Genomic DNA, 21,616 nt, shown 5'->3' with positions numbered 1-21,616 from the left:
TCGGAGGTTAGACTGACGGGACGAGGAGCGGACCGGCGAGCCAGGAAATCCAGCCGGCAAGCGCCAGCCATGGTCCAAAGGCGACCGGCGTGCTCGCCGACAGTTCCTTTTTGAGAAGGCGGTTTGCGGTCAGGGCGGCGAGCAAGCCTGTGAGGGAGGCGAGCAGCAGGACATCCGGAAGGCGTGTCCAGCCGACCCACAGCCCGATCGCACCCAGCAGTTTCGCGTCGCCCCGCCCGAGCCCATCGCGCCCGCGCAGCCGCAGATAGACCGTCTCGACAAGAAACAGGACAAGGTAGCCGGCAACCCCGCCGATCAAATGCTCCAGCCAGTCATTGGGCCGCGTCGTTGCAACCATCAGCGCGCCGAGCAGGGCTGCGGCGAGGGTGAGCGGGTCTGGCAGGAGAAGGCTGCGAAAGTCGATTACGGCCAGTGCCAGCAGCACCCAGCCAAACAGGCATGACAGGATGACGGTGTCCACGGGCGCAAACAACCAGGCGCTGATCGGGATGATGATGGCGCATACGGCCAGGAGAAATCTGCTCAGAAGCACCAGGTTCAGCCTCATAAGGAGTGAGCGCTGCATGCCTTTACCGGCATGACCGGCCCAAGTCCAAGTCCCGTCTGTAGCAGATTGAGACACAGCGAGCCCATCAGCCCAGCGAATAGGGAAGGCGAATGCCGTAACATTCTCCGGATTGGCCGGCAGGCGCACAGCGCCGCAATCGTAGATAGAGCGGGCAAAGCCGCCATGGCGCCGTGTCGTGCAGCATGCTTGCACAGCTCTGTGCGCAGTTAGAACAATTTCATGCAAATTTGCATGAAATTACCCTGTGCAGAACTGGGTCAATCTGAGAGGAGAACGAAATTATTAACGTTCGCCTCACAGGATTGTTGCAGCGCCGAAGAAAAAATAAAGTAATAAAAACAGTGAATTAAAAAGACAAAAAAAATTATTCATTAACCATACTTCTTAATTGACGAATGTTTAATGAGCTGTAACCTTTGGCATCAAACGTGCACCGGTGTGGGGACACTGCAGTCTAGATGGTCTGGACGCGCACGTTGAAAACGGGGACACCTAATGAAGGGACGCACCGCAGCCTGTGCGCTGCTAGCCGCCGCATTCTTGCCGGCCGGGCTCGCAGCAACCGCGCAGGAACTCGTATACAAGCCAGTCAATCCATCCTTCGGTGGCGACAGCTTCAACTCATCTCACCTGCTCGGCATTGCGAATGCGCAGAACGACTACAAGGACCCGGACGCCAATAACGGCCTGGACTCCCAGTCGGAACAATTCATTCGCCAATTGCAGAGCCGGCTTCTTTCGTCCCTCGCCGGTGAAGTGAACGAGGCCATCTTCGGGGAGAACCCGCAAGACTCCGGTACGATCACCTTTGGCGACCAGGTCATTGAATTCGTTCGCGGCATCGACTCGGTGCAGCTGACAATCACCGACCTGACGACGGGCACCGTCACCGAAATCGAAATTCCGCTTCTCAACGTTTCCGAATCGGCCAGCGCGGCTGGCGTGTCCGGGTTCAGCTCGCCGATGAGCACCACTCAGAGCCAGGGCGCCATTCCGGTGACACCGAACGGTTCAGGCGATCTTACCGGATCCTCTCTCTACGAGGATTTCGGCCCGACCGGGGAGATCTACTGAGATGTTGAACGTTCTTAAGCTTCCAGCAGCCATTGCCGCTGCCACCGCATTCGCCTCGGCCTGCACCACGACGTCCGGCGCCATGCTGGACCTCGCTGACAAGCCGGCCGTTTCCGAGACCGTGACCGAGACGCAGTCTTCACTGCGCTCACTGCCGCCGCCACGCGAGCGGGCCGCAGTAGCAGTCTATGATTTCCAGGACCAGACCGGCCAGTTCAAGCCGTCATCGGCTGGCGTGCAGACGCTGTCCAAGGCCGTGACGCAAGGCTCGACTTCGGTCCTGCTGAAAGCGCTGCAGGATGCCGGAAACCGCTCCTGGTTCACGGTCATCGAGCGCGAAAACCTCGATAACCTTCTCAAGGAACGCCAGATCATCCGCGAGATGCGCCGCCAGTATCTCGGCGAGGAAGATGTCAATGAAGCTGCCCTTCCGCCGCTTCTGTTCGCTGGCATCATCCTTGAGGGTGGTATAATTGGCTATGACACCAACACGATCACGGGTGGCGCCGGCGCGCGCTTCCTCGGCATCGGTGCCAAGACCGACTATCGTGAGGACAAGGTCACCGTCTATCTGCGCGCTGTCAGCGTGAAGACGGGCGAAGTGATCACCACGGTGGTTGCTTCCAAGAAGATCGCGTCCGTGGGCGTTGCCTCCAACGTGTTCCGCTTCGTCAGCTTCAAGGAGCTTCTCGAAGTCGACACCGGCATCACCACGAACGAGCCCGACCTGCTGGCGCTTCGCCAGGCCACCGAAAAGGCCGTCGAGCTGCTGATCATGGAAGGCGCAGACCTCGGGGTCTGGAGCTTCCGCGACCAGGTGGCCGGTGCCGAGCTTCTCGAACGCTACCGCGCTGAGCGCAACGGTGTGTACAACGATGTGGGCTCTGCCTATGCCGCTGCCGAGCGTCCTGTCCAGGAAGCCCGTCTGGCACAGCCGGAGATCACCGAAAACAAGCCGGAAAGCGCGCCTGCAAAGGATGAGCGCCCGGCTGAGGTCTCAATGAATTCAGTGCCTTCGGCCGACGGCAAGATGCAGCCGGCCAAGGTTTCCTACAATGCCGAGGCGGACGCTCATGCGGTCGCCAAGGCGCCAGAACATGTCGCGCAGACCATCTCCGCGGCATCAGCGGCCGTCCAGCCCGTAGCGCAAGGGGACGGCGAACTCGGGCTGACGGCCGCTGACACTTACACATCCGCGATTGGCGGCCTTCAGGCGCTGCGCGGACATAAGAATTCGATCGCCACACTGGACATGCAACGGGTGTCGCAAGACGCCCCGCGCACGGCCGGCATGGCGACGAACATGGAGGGCGCATAACGCGTCGTTCAGACCCGCCCTGGGGACATCGAGCAATCGATATGGGCGGTTGGTGAAGGGGGCTCGTCTTGAGGACGGGCTGAGCGAAGTCAAAGGAGTAAAAACTTATGCGCAAACACCTTCTAGTCGGGGCGGCTGTAGCCCTGGTTTTTGCGGCGCCAGCATACGCCAGTGAAAACGAAATCGAACAGTCCGGCGAGAACAACCTCGCTGTGATCACCCAGGAGGACGGTGCCGACGGTTACTCGTTCCTCGACCAGTCCGGCAGCGACAATGCCACCTTTGTCTACCAGGCAGACGGTTCGGTTGCTCCGACCGGTGTGCTGAACGACAGTAACATTGACCAGGACGGCTCGAACAACGTTGCCACCGTCACCCAGCTCAGCTCGGGTGGACCTGGCGACGATGCCAACACCTCGTCGATCGTTCAGTCGAACACCACCGACGTGGCATTCGTGTTCCAGGCTGGCACGGGCAACGACTCCGAAATCGTCCAGCACGATTCCGGCCTCGGCTTTGCCTCCGTGAACCAGTTTGGTAGTGCCAACAGCTCGGCAATCCTTCAGGATGGCGCCAATGCAGTGGCCACTGTCCTGCAGGATGGTGCCGGCAACGTGTCCGGCATCGAGCAGTCCGGTCTCGGCACCTTTGCTGCTGTTGGTCAACTCGGCCACAACAACACCTCTGCGATCACGCAGCATGGCGTTGGCGACTCGGTGTTCCTCGGCCAGACGGGCGACATGAACGAAGCCCTGATCGAGCAGAACTCGGTTGGCAGCATCATCACGGTCTCCCAGCTGTCTGCACCGGGTGGCCCGGGCAACTACGTCAACCTGCTTCAGGACTCGGCCACGGCTGCTGCCCTGGAAATCCTGCAGATTGGCGAAGGCAACTCCGTCGGTTCGACTGATGCACCGTTCGTGCAGTCGTCCACGCAGTGGTTCGTCGACGTCGACCAGTTCGGCAAGAACAACAGCGTCGATGGCTTCCAGAAGGGTGAAAAGGTCAAGCTGACCTCGCTTCAGGACGGTGCCTGGAACAGCCTGGTGGTTGAGCAGGATGCCGAAGCTTCGCAAATCCGGTCCACGCAAGAAGGCACCGGCAACAATGCGATGATCTATCAGACCTCCTTCGAAGGAGCGATGAAGCTGAAGCAGATCGGTGACTACAACACCACGCTGATGATGCAGTCTGGTGACCAGCAGGTCATGAACCTGCACCAGCTGAGCGACCGCAACACTGCAAACCTCGACCAGTCGGGCGAAGGCAACCTGATGGAAGCCACGCAGAAAGGCGGCAACCTGAACTTCGCATCCCTGACGCAAACGGGCGTCGGCCACGACCTGCTCCTGCTGCAGGATGGTGGGGCGAACTTCACCTATGTTGATCAGCGCGGCAGCCACAACTCGACCGATGTCGAGCAGACCGGCGATCATGGCCGTACCTACATCTACCAGGATGGCAGCAACAACGAGATCGACGTCCTTCAGACGGCCGATAACACCGATGCGACCCTGGTTCAGATCGGTGGTCCGGGTAACGTCATCGACGTTTACCAGACGATGTCCGGTGCTGACTCCGATATCCATCAGAGCGGCTCGTACAACACCGCCCTGGTCTATCAGTAAGGCCTAACGCAGGCCCGGCGCCCCATGGCGCCGGGCCTCTTCGCCGACAGGGGCAGGTCTCCAGCCGGACGTCCGGCCCCTGTTGGTCCTTTTTTCCGGTCCGCACGCTCGCGGTCATGTTGATCCCGTCCAGCCATCTGGACGTCGGGATGCCACGCCGGATCCGGTTTTATTTGGTGGAGCTTGAAAGTCATGAAGACAGACCTGCAATCGCTTATTCGCGTCGCCTCCTATGCGGCAGCCGCCTGGGCCCTCACGGGGGCCGCAGCTTTCGCGCAAGGATCGGAATTCGACTCGCTGAACAGCGATCCGCTGGAAGCCATGTTTGGTGATGACGAGGACGTCAACGCCAACGAGCTGACCATCGGCGATCACAACACGGCGATCATCCGGCAGAAGGGCGACACCGGCAATGCCATCGAAGTCAACCAGTCGGGCGACGGCAATCTGGTGATTGCGTCCCAGACCTCGATTGGCGGCCAGAACCTGGCTGAAATCGTCCAGTCGGGAAACGACAATGGCGCCTTCATTCGCCAGTATGGTGACAATAATGAATACGAGCTAATGCAGACCGGCGACAATAATCTCTCCGCCGCCAAGCAGTTTGGCAGCAACAATGTTTTCGAGCATGTTCAGACCGGCAACAATCTCGGTTTCGCGGTGACGCAGTACGGCAACTCGACCGTCATCGTCACGCAAACCGGTAACTGAGGAGCTTGGTCGGAATGCGGGTTATCCTGTTTGCTTCCGCGCTTGCGGCGTTGCTGGCGCTCGCGGCCTATGCCGACCGTAGCGCGTCCATTGGCCAGCTCGGCAACAATTCGGACGACACCGGCAAACGCAGCAATGCGAGCTTCGACCAGATCGGCTCCTCGGCCGTCGAGGCCGGCGGCTTGGCCGACCAGATCGATCCGGACACGGTCGCCGACCGCTTCGACATCGATGAAAGCAAGGTCGGAGACGTCCTGCCGGCAAAGCTGAGCGGCGACTGCCCGCTAAGCCCGCCGCAGGAAGCCATTCTCGACTATCTGAAAGAAGAGGGGCGCGTCTTCGAGGACAATTGCGCCGTACTGGCCTGGCTGGAAGACAATCCGCTCGACAAGCCGAGCCAGCGTGACCTCTTCAATGTCCTGTTCGGGCCGGAAGCCGAGCGCAGGAAGAAGGCCGAACTCGACCGTCAGGCCGCCGAGCGCGCCAAGGCAGAAGAGCAGGCCCGCCTGATCGAGGAAGCCATACGCGAGGAGATGGGTCAGTAGGCCAGGCGATGGCCTTTGCCCCGGAGTAAAGATGGACTTCCAGCGTCCGTCTCGCCTAAATCGCGCCTGTCAGTTGGCAGCAGCGCAAAGGCGATCATGAGTCTCCCGGAAACGATGAGGGCCCTGAGGGTCGAAACGCTTGCCGAAGATTTCGAAGGCTGCGCACTGCGCGACATTCCCGTTCCCAAACCTGACAGCGGCGGCATCCTGCTGAAGATCCGGGCTGGCAGTCTCGGCTTTCCTGACCTGTTGATGACGCGCGGCGGCTACCAGCACAAGCCGGACCTTCCATTCACGCCAGGCGGCGATGTTTCCGGCGAGGTCGCTGCCATCGGGCCTGATGTAACCGGCCTGTCTGTCGGCGACCGGGTGGTGACCGGCGGACTTGGCGGCGCTTTTGCCGAGTACGGGGTCTACAAGGCGTCGGCCGTCCGGCCCATTCCCGATCATCTTGATTTTGCGAGCGCAGCTGCTGTCGGTTCGGCCTATCTGACGGCGTATGTCGCACTCGTCCGGCGCGCCAACCTCCAGCCAGGCGAGTGGCTGCTCGTTCATGGGGCCGCCGGGGGAGTCGGTCTCGCGGCAGTCGATCTCGGCAAGCATCTCGGCGCGCGCGTCATCGCAACGGCATCGAGCGAGGAGAAGCTGGAGAAGATCCGGCAGGCCTACGATCCGGAGGTGCTGATCAACGTCAATGACGGCTTCCGCGAGAAGGTGAAAGAGGTGACCGGCGGCGGCGCTGATGTCATCTATGATCCGGTAGGCGGCGACGTTTTCGACGAGAGCGTGCGCTGCATCGGCTTCGATGGCCGGCTTCTCGTCATCGGCTTTGCCTCGGGGCGGATCCCGCAGATCGGGGTGAACATGCCGCTGATCAAAGGCTTTTCTGTCGTTGGTGTTCGCGCCGGCGAATATGGCCGCCGCTTTCCGGAACGGGGCCGCGAAAACATGGAAGCGGTCTGGGATCTTGTCGCACGCAAGGCGGTCCGCCCGCATGTTCACGCGGTTTACGGCCTCGATGACTGGCGCAAGGCCTTTGCCGACATGGAAGAACGCCGCGTTGTCGGACGCGTGATCATCGATCCCTCGCAGTGACATCCTCGCCATAGATCCAGTCCTGACGTGACTGGACGAAGCCGGGGACGGCCCGGTTGGCAAGCCACATCGGCCCATATGTCGCCAGCCGCATGGCCGGCGAGCGCCGATGGAATGTCTTCATATTGGCGCGCGAGGCGGCCTGCACGCGCGAAGCGCGCGGCTTGCGCCGGGTTTCATAGAGGGCGAGGCCCCGCTCGACCGATTGTGACGCCTCCAGCGCCTGCGCCATGACCCACGCATCCTCGATCGCCATGGCCGCGCCCTGCGCCATGAAGGGGAGCATCGGATGGCACGCGTCGCCGAGCAGCGCGACAGCACCGTCATGCCAGCCCGAGAGGGGCGCGCGGTCGAACAAGGCCCAGCGAAACAGCGAGTCCGCCTTTTCAATGATTTCGGTCACCTGCGGCACCCATCCGCTGAAATCGGACAGCGCGTCGTCCCGCGTGCCGGATTCGGTCCAGCTTTCGCCTGTCCAGTCCGAGCGTTCGACGATGCCGACAAGGTTTGCCAGCGCGCCACCGCGCAGGCGGTATGTCACGGCATGGCGTCCGCGCCCGGCCCAGACGCAGGCGGTCGGCGGCGGCGGCGTTTTCAGCCGGTCCAGAGGAACCGTCATCCGCCAGGCAAGATTCCCCGTGAAGCGGGGCTGATCAGGGCCGAGCATCTGGTCTCTGAGGGCTGAGCGTATGCCGTCGGCGCCGATGACGAGATCACCGGCCAGCGGCTCGCCCGAGGCCAGGTTCAGCTGTGCGCCATCCCCGGCGAGACTGTACGAGACGGCCTTCGCGCCAAGGCGGATGGCGGCATGCCGATGCTGCCGGACCGCCTGTTCGAGGACATCGAGCAGATCGGCGCGGTGGATATGGAGATAGGGCGCACCCCAGCGCTTGCGCGCGGCTTTGCCTGCCGCAATCTGGAACACCTGCTGGCCGGACCGGCCGAGCCTGAGCTCAAGCGCTTCAGGTTCGAAGGCCCGCGCCTCGACCGCCTGCGCCAGACCGAGTGCGTCCAGCACTTTCATTGCATTCGGGCTCAGTTGCAGCCCGGCGCCAACTTCCTCGATGGCTGGCGCAGCTTCAAGCACCTGAACACCCCAGCCGCGCTGCAACAGCGCGAGGGCCGCTGTCAGCCCGCCAATGCCGCCGCCGGCAATGAGTGCGATCCGCCTATCCATGCTTGCGCTCTAGCAAGCGGCGGGCAGGCTGTCTTGCGGACGAATGCGCGCGGCTTGCAGACGGGGCCAAGTCAGGACATGCTCAGGAAAGTTTGGGAGGGCTGATCATGACATACTTACTGGCCGGGCTTGTCCTGTTCTTCGGACCGCACCTGTTCTCGGCGTTCCGCTCGCGCGCGCCGGGCAGCGATCTGCGCACGAAGATGGGCTACGGCCCCTATATGGGCCTCTACAGCCTGCTCACGATCGCGGGTTTCGTGCTGATCATCTATGGCTATGGCGCCATGCGGCCATCGGCTGTGATCTGGGTGCCGCCGGTCTGGTTGAAGCATGTGAACATGCTGTTCCAGCTGCTCGCTTTGCCCATCCTCGTCGCCGCTTACATGCCGGCGGGCCATATCAAGAAGACGCTGAAGCATCCGATGCTGGTTGCGGTGAAGCTCTGGGCGCTTGGACACCTGCTAGCCAATGGCGAACTGAACTCGATCATCTTGTTCGGCAGCTTCCTGGCCTATGGCGTCATCGACCGGATCGCCGTCAAGAAGCGCGGCGACAACGGTCCGCCGGCAGACCTCAAGCCGAACGTCATGGGCGATGTGCTGTCGGTTGTGGTCGGGCTTGGTGTCTATGCTGCCATTGCCTTCTGGCTGCATCCGATCCTGTTCGGTGTCCCGGCAATGCCGGCCTAGCGGCTGAGGCGCGCTGCAACCCACGGCGCCAGTCCCATCAGGACGAGGCCGTAGGGAAAAAGGGCGCCTTCAATGATGTTGAAGTTCGACAGAAACGCCTCGACGCTCATGCCCATGAGGCCGAGGGCGAAGACGCTTTCGATCGCCAGCAGCGCGATCACCCCGCCGAAGCCGGTCAGCAGGGCCGTCGTTTCGCCAAGGCCTCGTCTGCGCGAGAGCCAGATGCCGAACGCCATGATGCTGGCGGTGACGAGAGGGAATTCGGCCCAATGCCCGGCCCGCTCGCCCAGCCAGGGGATGAGAACAAGCTGGCGGAGCGCGCCGAACACGAAGCCGATGGCAAAGGCGACCACGCTGTAGAGCGCTGCAGCAGCCAGAACAGTTCGTGTCGAATCGGTCATCTTGCCCGACTGATTACATGCTTTCTTGAGGTTGCGAAGGGGGCGCGCTAAGGCACATCGCATGTCAAAGCAAACCCAGATTCGCCGCAAGACCGTTCGCGACATCGCCTCCGCCAAGGGCGGCGATCCGCTGGTCGTCCTGACGGCCTATGACGCGCCGACGGCCGAAATCCTCGATCCGCATTGCGACGTGCTGCTGGTCGGCGATTCCGTCGGCATGGTCGTGCACGGTCTCGATACGCCCGTGGCCGTCACGATGGATATGATGATCCTGCACGGGCAGGCCGTCATGCGCGGCTCCAGCCAGGCCTTCGTCGTCGTCGACATGCCGTTCGGGTCCTATGAGACGAATGCCGACCAGGCCTTCCTCAACGCGGCCCGGATCATGAAGGAAACCGGCTGCCAGGCGGTGAAACTGGAAAGCGGGGCCTATGCAGCCCACCAGATATCCCACCTTGTCGAGCGCGGGGTGCCCGTCATGGGGCATGTCGGCCTTAGACCGCAGGCGGTCAATGTGACGGGCGGCTTCCGTGCGCAAGGCCGCAATGAGGATGAGCGCGCCCGCGTCATGAAGGAGGCCAAGGCCGCCGAAGAGGCCGGCGCATTCGCCATCGTGGTCGAAGGGGTCGCGGAAGATCTCGCCGAAGAGATCACGAAAGCGGTGTCCTGCCCGACGATCGGCATCGGGGCCTCGGCCGCCTGCGACGGTCAGGTGCTGGTGACGCAGGACATGCTGGGCGTGTTCGACTGGGTGCCGAAATTCGTTCGTAAATATGCCGATTTCAGAACGGATATCGGAAAAGCCGTAGAGGCCTATGCCGCCGACGTGCGGGCGCGGCGCTTTCCGGGCGCGGCAGAAACCTACAAGCTGATGAAACAATAGGCCGAACCGCTTTCGCGCGTTGCCGGGGACCAGCCCCGGGGTTAGGGTGCGCGAACGAATAGACTGGCCAGTAATTGGAGTGTCCCAAGTGGCTGATATCTTTGAGGAAGTCGAGGAAGGCCTCCGCCAGGACAGGGCCGAAAGGCTGTGGAAGAAGTACGGTGTCTTCGCCTATATCGCGGCGGCCCTGCTGATCGGCGGCGTGGCCGCGAACGAGTATCTCCAGCACCGGACGACCCAGAGCGCCGAGCAGAATGCGCAGGCCTTCGAGACCGCGCGCAACGCTCTGGCTGATCAGGAGTTTCAGTCTGCGGCTGAGGGGTTCGAGGCGCTGGCGGATAGCGACGCACGCATCGCGCCACTTGCCGCGAACTTCCTGGCCGAAGCGCGCCTGCAGGGAAATGCCGACAGGGCGGCTGCCATCGCTGCACTCGAGCAGGCCGCGGCTCAGGATACGCCCATCGGCAAGCTGTCACGTCTCAAGGCGGCCTATCTGAAATCCGAAACGGCGTCGCGCCAGGACGTCGAGGCCTATCTCGGCTCGCTGGCCAATGAAGATACGCAATTCGGCGCACTCGCACTGGAACTTCTCGCGTCGATGGCGGTGGCCGAAGGCGATTTTGACTATGCCAGGGAGCAGTTCGGTTTCCTGAGACTGGACAGTCCTTATGTGCCGCAAGGTGTCCGCCAGCGTGCGATTCGCGCGCTTGCTGCCTTGCCCGCAGCTGCGCCTGCGACGCAGCCGGCAGAAGGGCAGCCCGAAACAACGGCTGACGGGGGCGAAGGCCAGGCGCCCGCAACCGATGGAGATCAACAGGAATGAACAAGACCCAGTACGCGCGCCTCGCCATTGGCGGCATCCTTGTGCTTGCCCTTGGCGGCTGTTCGGTTTTCGGCAACCGCAAGGCTGAAAAGGAACGCCTTTCCGCAGAGGAAAAGGCCGGACGGATCGAGATGGTGCTCGGCGACGAGGTCATTGAGGCCAGCTCAGACCTGAGCGGTGCCGAGATCACCCTGCCGGCCGCCCAGCCGCTCGACAGCTGGCCGCAGGCCGGAGCCGGGCCCAGCAAGACCGCCGGCCATGTTGCCGCCGCGCAGGCATTGCAGATCGCATGGAGCGTCGATGCCGGACGGGGGTCGACCCGCAAATCGGCCCTGACAACGCCGCCCGTTGCCAGCAATTCGGCCATTTTCGTGATCGATTCCCGCCAGACGGTCCGTGCATTCGACCTGGATACGGGTGACCGGCTCTGGACGCGCGAGCTCGACTCCGGCAACCGCCGCGACGATATCGGTGTTGGCTCAGGCCTCGCGCTGTCCGGCGACACACTGATCGTTGCCAGCGGCTTCGGTTTCGTCAGTGCGCTTAGTGCCTCGAACGGCTCGGAAATCTGGCGCACCGACATGGAAGCGCCGATGACCGGCTCTCCGACGATCAAGGACGGCCGCGCCTATGTTTCGTCCAACAACAATGAAGTCTTCGCGCTCGACGTGAAGTCCGGCCGCATTCTCTGGTCCGACCAGGCGATTGCCGAATCTGCGCGCGTGCTCGGGTCGCCAAGTTCAGCGGCTGTCGAAGACATCGTGATCACGCCCTATTCGTCCGGGGAGATTATCGCCTATCTCGCCGCCAATGGTCGCCGGCTGTGGACCGAGGCCCTGTCGCGGCCGGGCCGTTTCACGCCGATCTCCTCGATCAACGACATTGCCTCGCGCCCCGTCATCGGCGGTGGCCTGGTCTTCGCGGCCAACCAGTCTGGCGTGATGGCGGCAATTGACGGTCGTACGGGCAACCGGGTCTGGGTTCAGCCGGTTGGTTCGACGTCTGCGCCTGCGCTTGCCGGAAATTACATTTTCATCAGCGGAACCGATGGCCGCGTCGCGGCGATCCAGGCCAATAGCGGTGAAGTCTACTGGGTGACCCAGCTGCGCCAGTACGAGAAACAGAAGAAGAAGAAGGGCCGCATCGCCTATGCCGGGCCGATCGTCGCGTCTAACCAGGTGATCGTCGTGAATTCGCTCGGCGGACTGATCGCGCTGTCCCCGCAGACCGGCGAACGGATCGGCTCGTTGGAGCTCAAGGACCCGGTCTATCTCGAACCGATTTCAGTTGGCGACAAGATTTTTGTGCTGACAGATGATGCGCGCCTGATCGCGATCCGTTAAACGGTCGCGCTTTGCCCCGCTTGGGTCGGGGCGTGCACTGGGAAGGGTCGGCTTATGCCGCTGAAGATCGCAATTGTCGGCCGGCCGAATGTCGGGAAGTCGACGCTGTTCAACCGTCTGGCGGGCAAGCAGCTTGCGCTTGTCGACAACCAGCCGGGCGTGACGCGCGACCGCAAGGAAGCGCCCGGCCGGCTTGCAGACCTTCCACTTATCCTGATCGACACGGCCGGGTTCGAGGACGTCCACGATGACAGCCTGGAATCCCGTATGCGCCATCAGACGGAGGTCGCGATCCGGGAGGCGGAACTCGCCCTGTTCCTGATCGATGCGCGCGATGGCGTCACGCCGACGGATGAGAGCTTCGCCGAAGTCCTTCGCAAGGCCGACATTCCGGTGGTGCTGGCGGCCAACAAGGCTGAGGGCAATCGCGGCGATATTGGTATCGCGGAAGCCTGGGGCCTCGGCTTCGGCGAGCCGGTCGGCCTGTCGGGCGCGCACGGCGAGGGCATGGGAGAGCTTTATGGTGCGATCCGCGCCGCGCTGGGCGAGGAAGCTTTCGAGGCCGCTTTCGTCGAGGACGACGCCGCCGAAGGCGAGGGCTTCAATGATGAGATCCTCGACCAGCTCGCCGAAATCGACGTAGACGATCCGAACCTGTCCGAGGAAGAGCTGACCGCCCGGCTAGAAGCGGCCGGCATCGATGATGCTGCCGAGGCCGAAGCCCAGCTTGCCGCGCGCGAGGAAGCCCGCAAGAAACCGATCCGGCTGGCCATTGTCGGGCGCCCGAATGCAGGCAAATCGACGCTGATCAATCAGCTGCTTGGCGAGCAACGCGTCCTCACCGGCCCGGAAGCCGGCATCACGCGCGATTCCATCTCTGTCGACTGGATGTATGAAGGCCGCAAGGTCAAGCTGGTCGACACGGCGGGCCTGCGCCGCAAGTCGAAGGTGCAGGAAAAGCTCGAGCGCATGTCGACGGGCGAAACGGTCCGCTCTCTGAAATATGCCGACATCATCGCCCTGGTCATGGATCCGGACGATGCCTTCGAGAAGCAGGACCTGCAGATCGCCGATCTCGCTATCCGCGAAGGCCGCGGCCTCGTCTTCGTCATTTCCAAATGGGATACGGTCGAGAACCACGCCCAGAAGATGCGCGAGCTCACCGAGCTTGCCAAACGCCTGCTGCCCAACGCAAAGGGCGCGCCGCTGGTGACGCTGTCGGGCCTGACCGGCAAGCGAGTCGAGCGGTTCATGCCAGCGGTGGCAAAGGTCTATGACGACTGGTGTGCACGCGTGAAGACGGGCGATCTAAATCGCTGGCTGCGCTACACGATCGAGCGCCATCCGCCGCCAGCCGTCCACGGCAAGCGGATCAAGCCGCGTTACATGGCGCAGATGAAGTCCCGCCCGCCGACCTTCGTACTGATCGCCTCGCGCGGCGAGCACATGCCTGAGCAGTACAAGCGCTTCCTGGTCAATGGGATTCGCGAAGCCTTCGACATGCAGGGCGTGCCGATCCGCCTCTTTGTGCGCCAGGGCGCCAACCCTTATGCCGACAAGGCGCAAGGGCGGCGGCGCACGAAGAAGAAGTAGGCCTGGTCATGCGACGAGTTCCACCAGCAACAGGTGGAGCTTACTTTGCGAATACGATCCGCTCGCCCGTGCGGGTCTCGCTTTCTTCCAGAAGCGGTACCAGCTGCTGCACGACCTCTTCAGGTGCAGGCAGACTCATCGGGTCTTCGCTCGGCATGGCTTCGGCGCGCATGCCGGTGCGCGTGGCACCCGGGTCGAAGATGTTGACGCGAAGCGGCAGGTTTTCGTTTTCATCCGCCCAGGCAAAGGCGAGACCTTCCAGCCCCATCTTGGACGCCTGATAAGGCCCCCAGAAAGCGCGGGGCCGAGGCACGACGCCTGAAGAGATGAACACCGCGCGCGGGGCTTCCGAGCGCTGCAGCAGCGGGGCCATGGCGCGGATCAGGCGCCAGTTCGCCGTCAGGTTCACCTCGATCGTTTCCTCGAAGCTGCGCGGGCCAATCGCCTGTAGCGGCCCCAGCGTGCCGAGAACACCGGCATTGCCGAGCAGGCCGTCCAGCCGGCCGAACTTGGTTGCGAGCGCCTGGCCGAGCGTTTCGAAGGCGGTCTTGTCCTTGAGGTCCATCGGCACCAGCGTGGCTGTGCCGCCGAGTGCCTTGATCTCATCGTCGAGTTTCTCCAGCGCCAGCTTCGAGCGGGCGGTGGCAACGACATGATGGCCGCGCCGCGCGAGTTCGAGGGCGGCGGCCTGGCCGATGCCGCGTGAGGCGCCGGTAACGAGGGTGATGCGTTTGTCCATGCGGGCGGCGTAGCCGGGCCGGCGCGCCTAGTCCAGAAGGGAAAGCTGTCTTTCCTTCGAGCTTTCGTCGCGCATGTGATCGACCAGCCGTGTCGGGTAGCAACCGGTGAAGCAATGGTCGGAGAATTGCGGCATCTCGACATTCCGTTCGACGCCAATGGCCGCGTAAAGGCCTGGAACGGACAGGAAGCCGAGCGATTCCACGCCGAGGAAATCCCGCATCTCTTCCAGCGAGTGATTGGCTGCGATCAGTTCCGATTGGGCGGCCATGTCGATGCCATAGAAGTCCGGATGGACGATGGGCGGGCTGGCCGAGCGCAAGTGCACCTCGCGCGCGCCCGCATCGCGGACCATCTTGACGATCCGCTTGGACGTGTTGCCGCGAACGATGGAGTCGTCGACCAGCAGCACGCGCTTGCCTTCAAGCACGGCCTTGTTCGGCGAATGCTTGCGCGAGATCGATGTCTGACGGCCGGACTGGGTCGGCTGGATGAAGGTCCGCCCGACATAGTGGCTGCGGATGATGCCTAGCTGGAAGGGCACGCCGCTGGCTTCCGAAAAGCCGATGGCGGCCGGCACGCCGGAGTCGGGAACCGGGACAATCACATCAACATCGGCAGGGTTCTCGCGGGCCAGCTGGTTGCCCATGCGCCGGCGCACTTCATAGACGCTGCGGCCCTGAACGACGCTGTCGGGGCGGGCAAAGTAGACATACTCAAAAAGACAAGGCGCCTCTGGGCGCCTCGGGAAGGGGAAATAGCTTTCGACACCGTCCTTGCTGATAATGACGACTTCGCCATTCTCGATCTCGCGAACGAATTCTGCGCCGATGATGTCCAGGGCGCAGGTTTCCGAGGCGAGGACCCAGCCCTCACCGATCTTGCCAAGGACGAGCGGGCGCAGGCCGATCGGGTCGCGTGCGCCGATGAGCTTCTTGTTCGTCAGGCCAACCAGCGCATAACCGCCCTCGATATAGGTCAGCGCCTCCTGGAAGCGGTCGCGCATCAGCGGTTTGGGGCTGCGCGCGACAAGCTGCAGGACGACCTCGGTGTCCATCGTCGATTGGAAGATTGCGCCTTTCTCGATCAGGTCACGGCGCAGCGCCCGGGCATTGGTGATGTTGCCATTGTGGGCGACCGCGAAACCGGACGAGGCGAGGTCGGCAAAGATCGGCTGGATATTGCGCAGCGCCGGCTTGCCCTGGGTCGAGTAGCGATTGTGGCCGATGGCCGAGTGGCCGGGAAGGCGAGCATGCAGGTCGCCTCCGAAATTCTCGCCAACGAGGCCCATATGGCGTTCATTGTGGAACTTCTCGCCGTCGAATGTGGCGATACCACAGGCTTCCTGTCCGCGATGCTGAAGGGCGTGAAGGCCGAGGGCTGTCAGAAGCGATGCTTCGGGGTGTCCGTAGACGCCTATGACGCCACACTCTTCGCGAGGCTTGTCGTCATCATGATCCCAGAACATCGCGACTCCGCTGTCATGAAAATATGACTGCGAGTTATTGGGCGACAGGTGACTCGTCAAGTGGAAGGCGCTGTTGGACCCGCTCACCGACCTGCGGCGCGACATCTTTGACATACTCGGCGCCGCGCTCGAGGAGGGGGTAGGTCTGGGCGTCCCGGATCCATTCAGGAATGCGGTCCTGGTCGAGCGCCATGCGCATCAGGAAGACGAAAAAGACCAGCACGACCGCACCCCGCGCAAAGCCGAAAGCGGCCCCCGCGATCCGGTCGAAGGCGCTGACGCCCTCTGCCCCCTGAATCGATTTCGACAGGCTCGCGCCGAGCCAGGCGACGACCACATAGACCAGCAGGAAGAAGCCGATGAACAGGATGAGGTCTGGCAACCAGTCCGGTGAATCTTCCGGCATCACGCTGTTCAGCACGCCGCGCAGGAAGAGGCGGGCATAATAGGCGGCGGCCAGGGCAGCGATGAAAGCGCCGAGCGTCGCCAGTTCCCGCATGAAGCCGCGGGCCAGGGCCATGAGCGTCGATATGATCAGAAGGACGATCACAATCGCGTCAAAGGCTGTGAGGGCGTCCATCATGCGTCTGTTTCCGGACCGAGTAACTCTACGAGTTCAGATAGCCGTGCGAGGCCCGTCACGGTCAACCCTTCAATTGCCGAGAAGCTGCCTTCCGGGACGAATGCATGGCGAAAGCCCAGCCTCTGGGCCTCCTTAAGCCTTTGTTCCATACGGGCGACGGGCCGGATTGTGCCCGACAACGCGATTTCGCCAAAGAAGACAGATTTTTCTGGCGCAGGCCGGTCTGCAAGCGATGTGAGCAAGGCTGCAGCGGCGGCAAGGTCACCGGCCGGCTCGCTGATTCGGTAGCCGCCAGCCACTGAGAGATAGACGTCGCGCCCGCCGAGTGAGATGCCGCAGCGGGCCTCGAGCACCGCCAGCACCATCGCCAGCCGGTTCGAGTCCCAGCCCACGATGCTGCGCCTTGGCGTGCCATAGGCTGACGCCGAGACCAGCGCCTGCACTTCGGCGAGGACGGGACGCGATCCCTCCATGGCCGCATAGACCGCCGCGCCGCCGGATGTCTCACTGTCGCTGGACAGGAAGAGCGCGGAGGGCTCGCGCGCCGGGGCAAGGCCGTAAGTGTGCATTTCGAAAATGCCGATCTCGTCGGTCGGCCCGAACCGGTTCTTGACGGCCCGCAGGATGCGGAACTGGTGGCCGCGCTCACCTTCGAAGTAGAAGACTGTGTCGACCATGTGTTCGACCACGCGCGGACCGGCGATCTGGCCTTCCTTGGTGACATGGCCGACAAGGATAAGCGCAACGCCGGACTTCTTGGCCCAGCGTGTCAGCTCCTGTGCGCAGGCGCGAACCTGCGCGACCGAGCCGGGCGCCGCTTCCAGGCTGTCGGACCACATGGTCTGGATCGAGTCGATGACCACGAAATCGGGTTGCGCGGCCTTCAGCGTCGCCATGACTTTCCGGAGATCTGTTTCCGTGGCGAGGTCGACGGGGCTTTCGGCGACCTTCAGCCGGCGGGCCCGCTCCTGGATCTGCGCGGCGGCTTCCTCGCCCGAGACGTAGACTGTCTTCAGCCCATTGCGGGCGAGACGGGCGGCAACTTGCAGGAGCAGCGTCGACTTGCCGATGCCGGGGTCGCCGCCGATCAGTGTGGCAGAGGAGGGGACAAGCCCGCCGCCGAAGACGCGGTCGAGCTCCTCGACGCCGATCGTGTGTCTTTCCGGCGCTTCGCTCGTCGCGCTGAGGCTTGTCAGCTCAACCTTGCCCGCTTTCCGGGACAGCGTCTTGGGCGCCGCCAGACCGCCCGGCGCGGCCGATACCGCTTCCTCTTCGACGAGTGTGTTCCACGCACCGCATGACTCGCAGCGCCCACCCCATTTGGGGTGAACGGCGCCGCAGGACTGGCAGACGAAGGTCGTTGTAGAGCGGGCCATGGCTCTTCGGGCTAATGTGATGCGCGCCAGAGGGGAAGAGACCAGTGTATAATTACAATTGTAACATTACAAGGAATTAATTATTGAAAAACGATAAGGTCTGCTAGGAAGGTGGGGCTCGGGAAAATCAGGGTCGATAAAAATGAGAGAGAGGAATTACCCATGTCCCGTTCTGTTCTTGCTGGCCTTATCACCGCAACCCTGATGACCGTCACGGCGGCTCCAGCGCTTGCCGACCAGATCCAAACCCAACACCAGACCACTGTCGACTATTCCGGTATCGATGTCGAATCCCGCGCCGGCGCGAAGCTCGTGCTGAGCCGGATCGAGAGCGCCGCGGAAAAAGTCTGCGGTGTCCGCAATGGCATGAAGTCGCTCGAGGAAATCCGCATGGAGCGCCGTTGTGTCGATGATGCCGTCGAAAAGGCAATAGAATCAGTGGGCACGACCCAAGAGCGTCGCGCCGCACTTGATGCGGCCCGCGGTTGAACAAAGCCGCTCTGATCACCAGGCAGGCCGCCCGGCTCGAACCGAGTCCGGGCGGCGACTGCACGTCCGCATGCTAGACACGATCCCGCGCGGTGACGGCGGGCAGGGTGGGGCCGGGTTCCGACCAGGCGCGGTCTTCGTTGCGTTGAGCCGTTGTAAGTGGTTCGAACATCGCCAATAGGGCGGCAGGCTGAACCCGCCGACAGGCGGTAGTGGGCTTGGAGCCGGTGCGTGTCATGGCGCCTTCCGATCTTCAATTTGCGCGAGTTACATGCGTAATATAATGGAAATCCGGGCTTGCAGTTCAGTCGTGGAGAAATCCCGATTTCAGATGGGGCCGCACAGTCAGGAAACCGGGTGACGGCCAGACGGCAGCCGTGGAATAGCGCCCAGCAACCGTGGAAGGCGCGGACATTTGCGGTTTGCGCGCTGGACGACGCCCATTAAACGCTTGAGGCATGAGCCTGTCTCCACGCGCCCGTATCCACCTCGATCATATCACCGCCAACTGGCGGACTATCGCGGCCTGTAAGCCGGGCAGTGAACCGGGCGCTGTCGTGAAGGCGAACGCCTATGGCCATGGCGCCGGCCGGGTTGCACGGGCCCTGCGCGATGCGGGCTGCCGGACATTCTTTGTCGCCTATGTCGAAGAAGGCCTCGCCCTGCGCGAGGCAGTCGGCGCAGATCCTGACATTTTCGTTTTCAATGGCGCCGGCCGCGATGACAGGGCTGCGGTCGGCGCAGCGCGTCTGGTCCCGGTCATCAACTCGCTGCCCGCGCTGTCCGAATGGCTCGCAGGGGAGGAGCAAGCGCCCTATGCTGTCCATATCGATACGGGGATGAACCGTCTCGGCATCCGGCCGGACGACGTGCCGGCCCTTGTGGAAGCGGCAAGGCGAGCCCCGCCAGTCCACGTCATGTCGCACCTGGTCGACAGTGACCAGCCGGACCATCCGCTCAATGCCCGCCAGTGCGAGCAGTTCGCCGGGCTCAGCGCGCCATTCGAAGGCGCAAGGAAAAGTCTTGCAAATACCGGAGGCTGCTACCTTGGCGGGGCGTTCGGCATGGATGTGACGCGACCTGGCATTGGTCTCTATGGCGGCGGCCCGGTCCCGCCTGCGCATGTCACGCTCCTGCCGGGCATGACGCTCGAGGCGCCCATCCTGACGGTGCAGCACGTGCAGGCCGGTGAAGCGGCAGGCTATGGGGCGGAGTGGACATTCGACACGCCGCGCCGTCTGGCGACGGTCGCGCTGGGCTATGGCGACGGCTTTCCGCGCTCGGCATCGAACCGGGGCTATGCAAGCCTTGGCGGTCATCGCTGCCCGATTGTCGGGCGGGTCTCGATGGACCTCATTACAATTGACGTCACAACAGCTGGGCCACTTGCCAAACCGGGCGCATTCGCCCAATTCATCGGGCCTGAGGTTCCGCTTGAGGACCAGGCCAAACGCGCCGGCACCGTCGGCTATGAACTTGTAACGGGACTGGGACATCGTGTCAGACGCATCTACGAGTAAATCCGGCGGCATCCCCAATCCGCTGGCCTGGATCGGCCGCGCCGCGCTCAGCCTGTTCGCAGAGGTGGGCCGGCTTGGCATCTATGCGGGGCAGGTGATCGGCGCGGCGCTGACGCCGCCCTGGAACCTGGCGCAGCTGTGGAAGCAGATGATCGCCATCGGCTTCTATTCGCTTCCCGTCGTGGGCCTTTCGGCGGTGTTCATCGGCGCGGCGCTGGCCCTCAACATCTATACGGGCGGCAACCGGTTTGGGGCCGAGCAGTTCGTGCCGAACATTGTCGTCCTCGGGATAACGCGCGAGCTCGGCGCAACGATTACCGGCCTGATGCTGGCCGGCCGCGTCACCGCAGGCATCGCGGCCGAAATCGGCGCCATGAAGGTGACCGAGCAGATCGACGCGCTGAAGACACTCTCGGCCAATCCGTTCCGCTATCTTTATGCGCCGCGCTTCCTGGCGGCCTGCCTGACCTTGCCGATGCTGGTCCTGGTGGCTGACATTATCGGCGTGATGGGCGGCTGGCTGGTCAGCGTCTTCGCCCTCGACTTCGACTCCACAACCTATATCCGCAACACGATGGACTTCCTGACCATGGATGATGTCCTGGTCGGCCTGATCAAGGCGGTCGTCTTCGGCGCGGTGATTGCCATCATGGGATGCTATCAGGGCTCGAAGTCAAAGGCTGGCGCGACCGGTGTCGGCCGCGCGGCGACGCTTTCGATGGTTGGCGCGGCCGTCCTTGTCCTGGCGGCGAACTACATGATGTCGACGCTGTTTGTGAATATTGGACTGTAGAGCCTCATGACCCAGCCCATCCTCGAACTGAAAGACGTGAAGAAGAGCTTCGGCTCGAACCATGTCCTGCGCGGCGTGAACATCGATGTGTCGCCCGGCCAGTCGCTTGTCATCCTGGGCGGGTCGGGCTCGGGCAAGTCGGTCATGCTGAAGAACGCGCTCGGCCTGATGACCCCGGATTCTGGCAAGATCTTTTTCGATGGCGACGATGTCACCCATGAGCAGGGCAAGGAGCGCGAAGCGATGCGCGCGCGCATGGGCATGCTGTTCCAGTCCGGGGCGCTGTTCGACTCGCTGCCGGTCTGGGAGAATGTCGCCTTCCGTTTGCTCAATGCCGAGAAGATGAAGCGGGCCGAGGCGAAGGAGCGTGCCATCGACACGCTGAAGAAGGTCCGCCTTGGCGCCTCCATCGCTGATCTCTATCCGGCAGAACTGTCAGGCGGCATGCAAAAGCGCGTCGCGCTCGCCCGCGCAATTATTACCAAGCCGGAACTCATTTTCTTCGATGAGCCGACGACGGGCCTCGACCCGATCACGGCGGATGCCATCAACGATCTCATCATCGAGCAGGTCAAGGCGCTGGGGGCCGCCTCGATCTCCATCACCCATGATATGGCGTCCGCCCGCAAGATCGCCGACGAAATCGCCATGCTGTTTGAGGGTGAGATCATCTGGCGTGGACCGGCCGACATCATCGACAATTCCGGCAACGATTACGTTGACCAGTTCGTCCATGGCCGCGCCGAAGGCCCGATCCAGCCGGCGATTTAGCTATTTACT

The 21,616-nt window shown here is 62.8% G+C and carries 22 protein-coding genes; 15 read left to right on the top strand and 7 right to left on the bottom strand.

The genetic code is table 11. The annotated features are described in order from the left end of the window. Positions 1–7 precede the first annotated feature (7 nt). Positions 8–553, bottom strand: coding sequence for a prepilin peptidase (locus D1227_RS19590; protein WP_158586731.1), 546 nt, complete (start codon positions 551–553; stop codon positions 8–10). Positions 554–1,084: 531 nt separating this feature from the next. Between D1227_RS19590 and D1227_RS19585 the strand changes: the two genes are divergently transcribed. The 6 genes from D1227_RS19585 to D1227_RS19560 all read left to right on the top strand — a co-directional run bounded on the left by D1227_RS19585 (position 1,085) and on the right by D1227_RS19560 (position 6,960). After that, positions 1,085–1,663, top strand: a complete 579-nt coding sequence (locus D1227_RS19585) for a curli assembly protein CsgF (RefSeq protein ID WP_119376388.1) — start codon at positions 1,085–1,087, stop codon at positions 1,661–1,663. Position 1,664: 1 nt separating this feature from the next. Beyond that, positions 1,665–2,981: a CsgG/HfaB family protein gene (locus tag D1227_RS19580; protein ID WP_119405868.1), complete on the top strand. Its 1,317-nt coding sequence runs from the start codon at positions 1,665–1,667 to the stop codon at positions 2,979–2,981. 107 nt (positions 2,982–3,088) lie between these two features. Beyond that, a complete protein-coding gene (locus D1227_RS19575) occupies positions 3,089–4,609 on the top strand; it encodes a hypothetical protein (RefSeq protein ID WP_119405867.1) in 1,521 nt (506 codons plus the stop codon). A gap of 192 nt (positions 4,610–4,801) precedes the next feature. Further along, positions 4,802–5,320: a hypothetical protein gene (locus tag D1227_RS19570; RefSeq protein ID WP_119405866.1), complete on the top strand. Its 519-nt coding sequence runs from the start codon at positions 4,802–4,804 to the stop codon at positions 5,318–5,320. Between the two features lie 14 nt (positions 5,321–5,334). Then, positions 5,335–5,865, top strand: a complete 531-nt coding sequence (locus D1227_RS19565) for a hypothetical protein (RefSeq protein WP_119376392.1) — start codon at positions 5,335–5,337, stop codon at positions 5,863–5,865. 96 nt (positions 5,866–5,961) lie between these two features. Beyond that, positions 5,962–6,960, top strand: coding sequence for an NADPH:quinone oxidoreductase family protein (locus D1227_RS19560; protein ID WP_119405865.1), 999 nt, complete (start codon positions 5,962–5,964; stop codon positions 6,958–6,960). Here the strand turns inward: D1227_RS19560 and D1227_RS19555 are convergent. Further along, positions 6,941–8,137 carry an FAD-dependent monooxygenase gene (locus D1227_RS19555; RefSeq protein WP_119405864.1) on the bottom strand — a complete coding sequence of 399 codons (1,197 nt, stop codon included), beginning with the start codon at positions 8,135–8,137 and terminating at the stop codon, positions 6,941–6,943. The two genes, D1227_RS19560 and D1227_RS19555, sit on opposite strands and share 20 nt — an antisense overlap. A gap of 107 nt (positions 8,138–8,244) precedes the next feature. Between D1227_RS19555 and D1227_RS19550 the strand changes: the two genes are divergently transcribed. Continuing rightward, a complete protein-coding gene (locus tag D1227_RS19550) occupies positions 8,245–8,826 on the top strand; it encodes an NnrU family protein (RefSeq protein ID WP_119376395.1) in 582 nt (193 codons plus the stop codon). Here D1227_RS19550 and D1227_RS19545 read toward each other — a convergent pair. Next, positions 8,823–9,227 (bottom strand): hypothetical protein, encoded by a 405-nt coding sequence (locus tag D1227_RS19545; protein ID WP_119405863.1) that lies wholly within the window; start codon positions 9,225–9,227, stop codon positions 8,823–8,825. The two genes, D1227_RS19550 and D1227_RS19545, sit on opposite strands and share 4 nt — an antisense overlap. Positions 9,228–9,288: 61 nt before the next feature. Between D1227_RS19545 and panB the strand changes: the two genes are divergently transcribed. From panB to der, 4 genes are all read left to right on the top strand, one after another. After that, positions 9,289–10,110, top strand: coding sequence for a 3-methyl-2-oxobutanoate hydroxymethyltransferase (panB, locus tag D1227_RS19540; protein WP_119405862.1), 822 nt, complete (start codon positions 9,289–9,291; stop codon positions 10,108–10,110). A gap of 88 nt (positions 10,111–10,198) precedes the next feature. After that, complete coding sequence (locus D1227_RS19535) at positions 10,199–10,933, top strand: tetratricopeptide repeat protein (protein ID WP_158586730.1); 735 nt, start codon at positions 10,199–10,201, stop codon at positions 10,931–10,933. Then, positions 10,930–12,276 (top strand): outer membrane protein assembly factor BamB family protein, encoded by a 1,347-nt coding sequence (locus D1227_RS19530; protein WP_119405861.1) that lies wholly within the window; start codon positions 10,930–10,932, stop codon positions 12,274–12,276. Before D1227_RS19535 ends, D1227_RS19530 begins: the two co-directional genes overlap by 4 nt. A gap of 54 nt (positions 12,277–12,330) precedes the next feature. Further along, positions 12,331–13,869, top strand: coding sequence for a ribosome biogenesis GTPase Der (der, locus tag D1227_RS19525; protein ID WP_119376400.1), 1,539 nt, complete (start codon positions 12,331–12,333; stop codon positions 13,867–13,869). Between the two features lie 40 nt (positions 13,870–13,909). Here der and D1227_RS19520 read toward each other — a convergent pair whose 3' ends face one another. Genes D1227_RS19520 through radA form a run of 4 tightly spaced genes read right to left on the bottom strand, consistent with a single transcriptional unit; the run spans position 13,910 to position 18,034 of the window. After that, positions 13,910–14,608, bottom strand: a complete 699-nt coding sequence (locus tag D1227_RS19520; RefSeq protein WP_119405860.1) for an SDR family NAD(P)-dependent oxidoreductase — start codon at positions 14,606–14,608, stop codon at positions 13,910–13,912. 27 nt (positions 14,609–14,635) lie between these two features. Continuing rightward, complete coding sequence (gene purF / locus D1227_RS19515) at positions 14,636–16,075, bottom strand: amidophosphoribosyltransferase (RefSeq protein WP_119376402.1); 1,440 nt, start codon at positions 16,073–16,075, stop codon at positions 14,636–14,638. Positions 16,076–16,109: 34 nt separating this feature from the next. Further along, entirely contained in the window at positions 16,110–16,658 is a 549-nt protein-coding gene (locus D1227_RS19510) for a CvpA family protein (protein ID WP_233349932.1), read from the bottom strand. Beyond that, the gene (radA, locus tag D1227_RS19505; RefSeq protein WP_119405858.1) at positions 16,655–18,034 is read right to left on the bottom strand and encodes a DNA repair protein RadA; all 1,380 of its coding nucleotides are present in this window, start codon (positions 18,032–18,034) and stop codon (positions 16,655–16,657) included. Before radA ends, D1227_RS19510 begins: the two co-directional genes overlap by 4 nt. Positions 18,035–18,196: 162 nt before the next feature. Here radA and D1227_RS19500 point away from each other — a divergent pair, with 162 nt between their 5' ends. The 4 genes from D1227_RS19500 to D1227_RS19485 all read left to right on the top strand — a co-directional run bounded on the left by D1227_RS19500 (position 18,197) and on the right by D1227_RS19485 (position 21,607). Beyond that, positions 18,197–18,523, top strand: a complete 327-nt coding sequence (locus tag D1227_RS19500) for a UrcA family protein (protein WP_119376404.1) — start codon at positions 18,197–18,199, stop codon at positions 18,521–18,523. Between the two features lie 458 nt (positions 18,524–18,981). After that, the gene (gene alr / locus D1227_RS19495; protein WP_119405857.1) at positions 18,982–20,043 is read left to right on the top strand and encodes an alanine racemase; all 1,062 of its coding nucleotides are present in this window, start codon (positions 18,982–18,984) and stop codon (positions 20,041–20,043) included. Continuing rightward, entirely contained in the window at positions 20,021–20,836 is an 816-nt protein-coding gene (locus D1227_RS19490) for an MlaE family ABC transporter permease (RefSeq protein WP_119405856.1), read from the top strand. Before alr ends, D1227_RS19490 begins: the two co-directional genes overlap by 23 nt. Before the next feature lie 6 nt (positions 20,837–20,842). Next, complete coding sequence (locus D1227_RS19485; RefSeq protein ID WP_119376407.1) at positions 20,843–21,607, top strand: ABC transporter ATP-binding protein; 765 nt, start codon at positions 20,843–20,845, stop codon at positions 21,605–21,607. Positions 21,608–21,616 lie beyond the last annotated feature (9 nt).

It is taken from the genome of Henriciella mobilis (genome assembly GCF_003576315.1).
In the GTDB taxonomy this organism is placed as follows: Bacteria; Pseudomonadota; Alphaproteobacteria; order Caulobacterales; family Hyphomonadaceae; genus Henriciella; species Henriciella mobilis.
This window is presented reverse-complemented; position numbering and strand designations above follow the sequence as displayed.

What these genes read in the sequence shown, in the direction of transcription:
- D1227_RS19585 (WP_119376388.1), top strand. Translation starts at nt 1,085, where the DNA reads ATGAAGGGACGCACCGCAGCCTGTGCGCTGCTAGCCGCCGCATTCTTG.
- D1227_RS19580 (WP_119405868.1), top strand. Translation starts at nt 1,665, where the DNA reads ATGTTGAACGTTCTTAAGCTTCCAGCAGCCATTGCCGCTGCCACCGCA.
- D1227_RS19575 (WP_119405867.1), top strand. Translation starts at nt 3,089, where the DNA reads ATGCGCAAACACCTTCTAGTCGGGGCGGCTGTAGCCCTGGTTTTTGCG.
- D1227_RS19570 (WP_119405866.1), top strand. Translation starts at nt 4,802, where the DNA reads ATGAAGACAGACCTGCAATCGCTTATTCGCGTCGCCTCCTATGCGGCA.
- D1227_RS19565 (WP_119376392.1), top strand. Translation starts at nt 5,335, where the DNA reads ATGCGGGTTATCCTGTTTGCTTCCGCGCTTGCGGCGTTGCTGGCGCTC.
- D1227_RS19560 (WP_119405865.1), top strand. Translation starts at nt 5,962, where the DNA reads ATGAGTCTCCCGGAAACGATGAGGGCCCTGAGGGTCGAAACGCTTGCC.
- D1227_RS19555 (WP_119405864.1), bottom strand. Translation starts at nt 8,137, where the DNA reads ATGGATAGGCGGATCGCACTCATTGCCGGCGGCGGCATTGGCGGGCTG.
- D1227_RS19550 (WP_119376395.1), top strand. Translation starts at nt 8,245, where the DNA reads ATGACATACTTACTGGCCGGGCTTGTCCTGTTCTTCGGACCGCACCTG.
- D1227_RS19545 (WP_119405863.1), bottom strand. Translation starts at nt 9,227, where the DNA reads ATGACCGATTCGACACGAACTGTTCTGGCTGCTGCAGCGCTCTACAGC.
- panB (WP_119405862.1), top strand. Translation starts at nt 9,289, where the DNA reads ATGTCAAAGCAAACCCAGATTCGCCGCAAGACCGTTCGCGACATCGCC.
- D1227_RS19530 (WP_119405861.1), top strand. Translation starts at nt 10,930, where the DNA reads ATGAACAAGACCCAGTACGCGCGCCTCGCCATTGGCGGCATCCTTGTG.
- der (WP_119376400.1), top strand. Translation starts at nt 12,331, where the DNA reads ATGCCGCTGAAGATCGCAATTGTCGGCCGGCCGAATGTCGGGAAGTCG.
- D1227_RS19520 (WP_119405860.1), bottom strand. Translation starts at nt 14,608, where the DNA reads ATGGACAAACGCATCACCCTCGTTACCGGCGCCTCACGCGGCATCGGC.
- purF (WP_119376402.1), bottom strand. Translation starts at nt 16,075, where the DNA reads ATGTTCTGGGATCATGATGACGACAAGCCTCGCGAAGAGTGTGGCGTC.
- D1227_RS19510 (WP_233349932.1), bottom strand. Translation starts at nt 16,658, where the DNA reads ATGATGGACGCCCTCACAGCCTTTGACGCGATTGTGATCGTCCTTCTG.
- radA (WP_119405858.1), bottom strand. Translation starts at nt 18,034, where the DNA reads ATGGCCCGCTCTACAACGACCTTCGTCTGCCAGTCCTGCGGCGCCGTT.
- D1227_RS19500 (WP_119376404.1), top strand. Translation starts at nt 18,197, where the DNA reads ATGTCCCGTTCTGTTCTTGCTGGCCTTATCACCGCAACCCTGATGACC.
- alr (WP_119405857.1), top strand. Translation starts at nt 18,982, where the DNA reads ATGAGCCTGTCTCCACGCGCCCGTATCCACCTCGATCATATCACCGCC.
- D1227_RS19485 (WP_119376407.1), top strand. Translation starts at nt 20,843, where the DNA reads ATGACCCAGCCCATCCTCGAACTGAAAGACGTGAAGAAGAGCTTCGGC.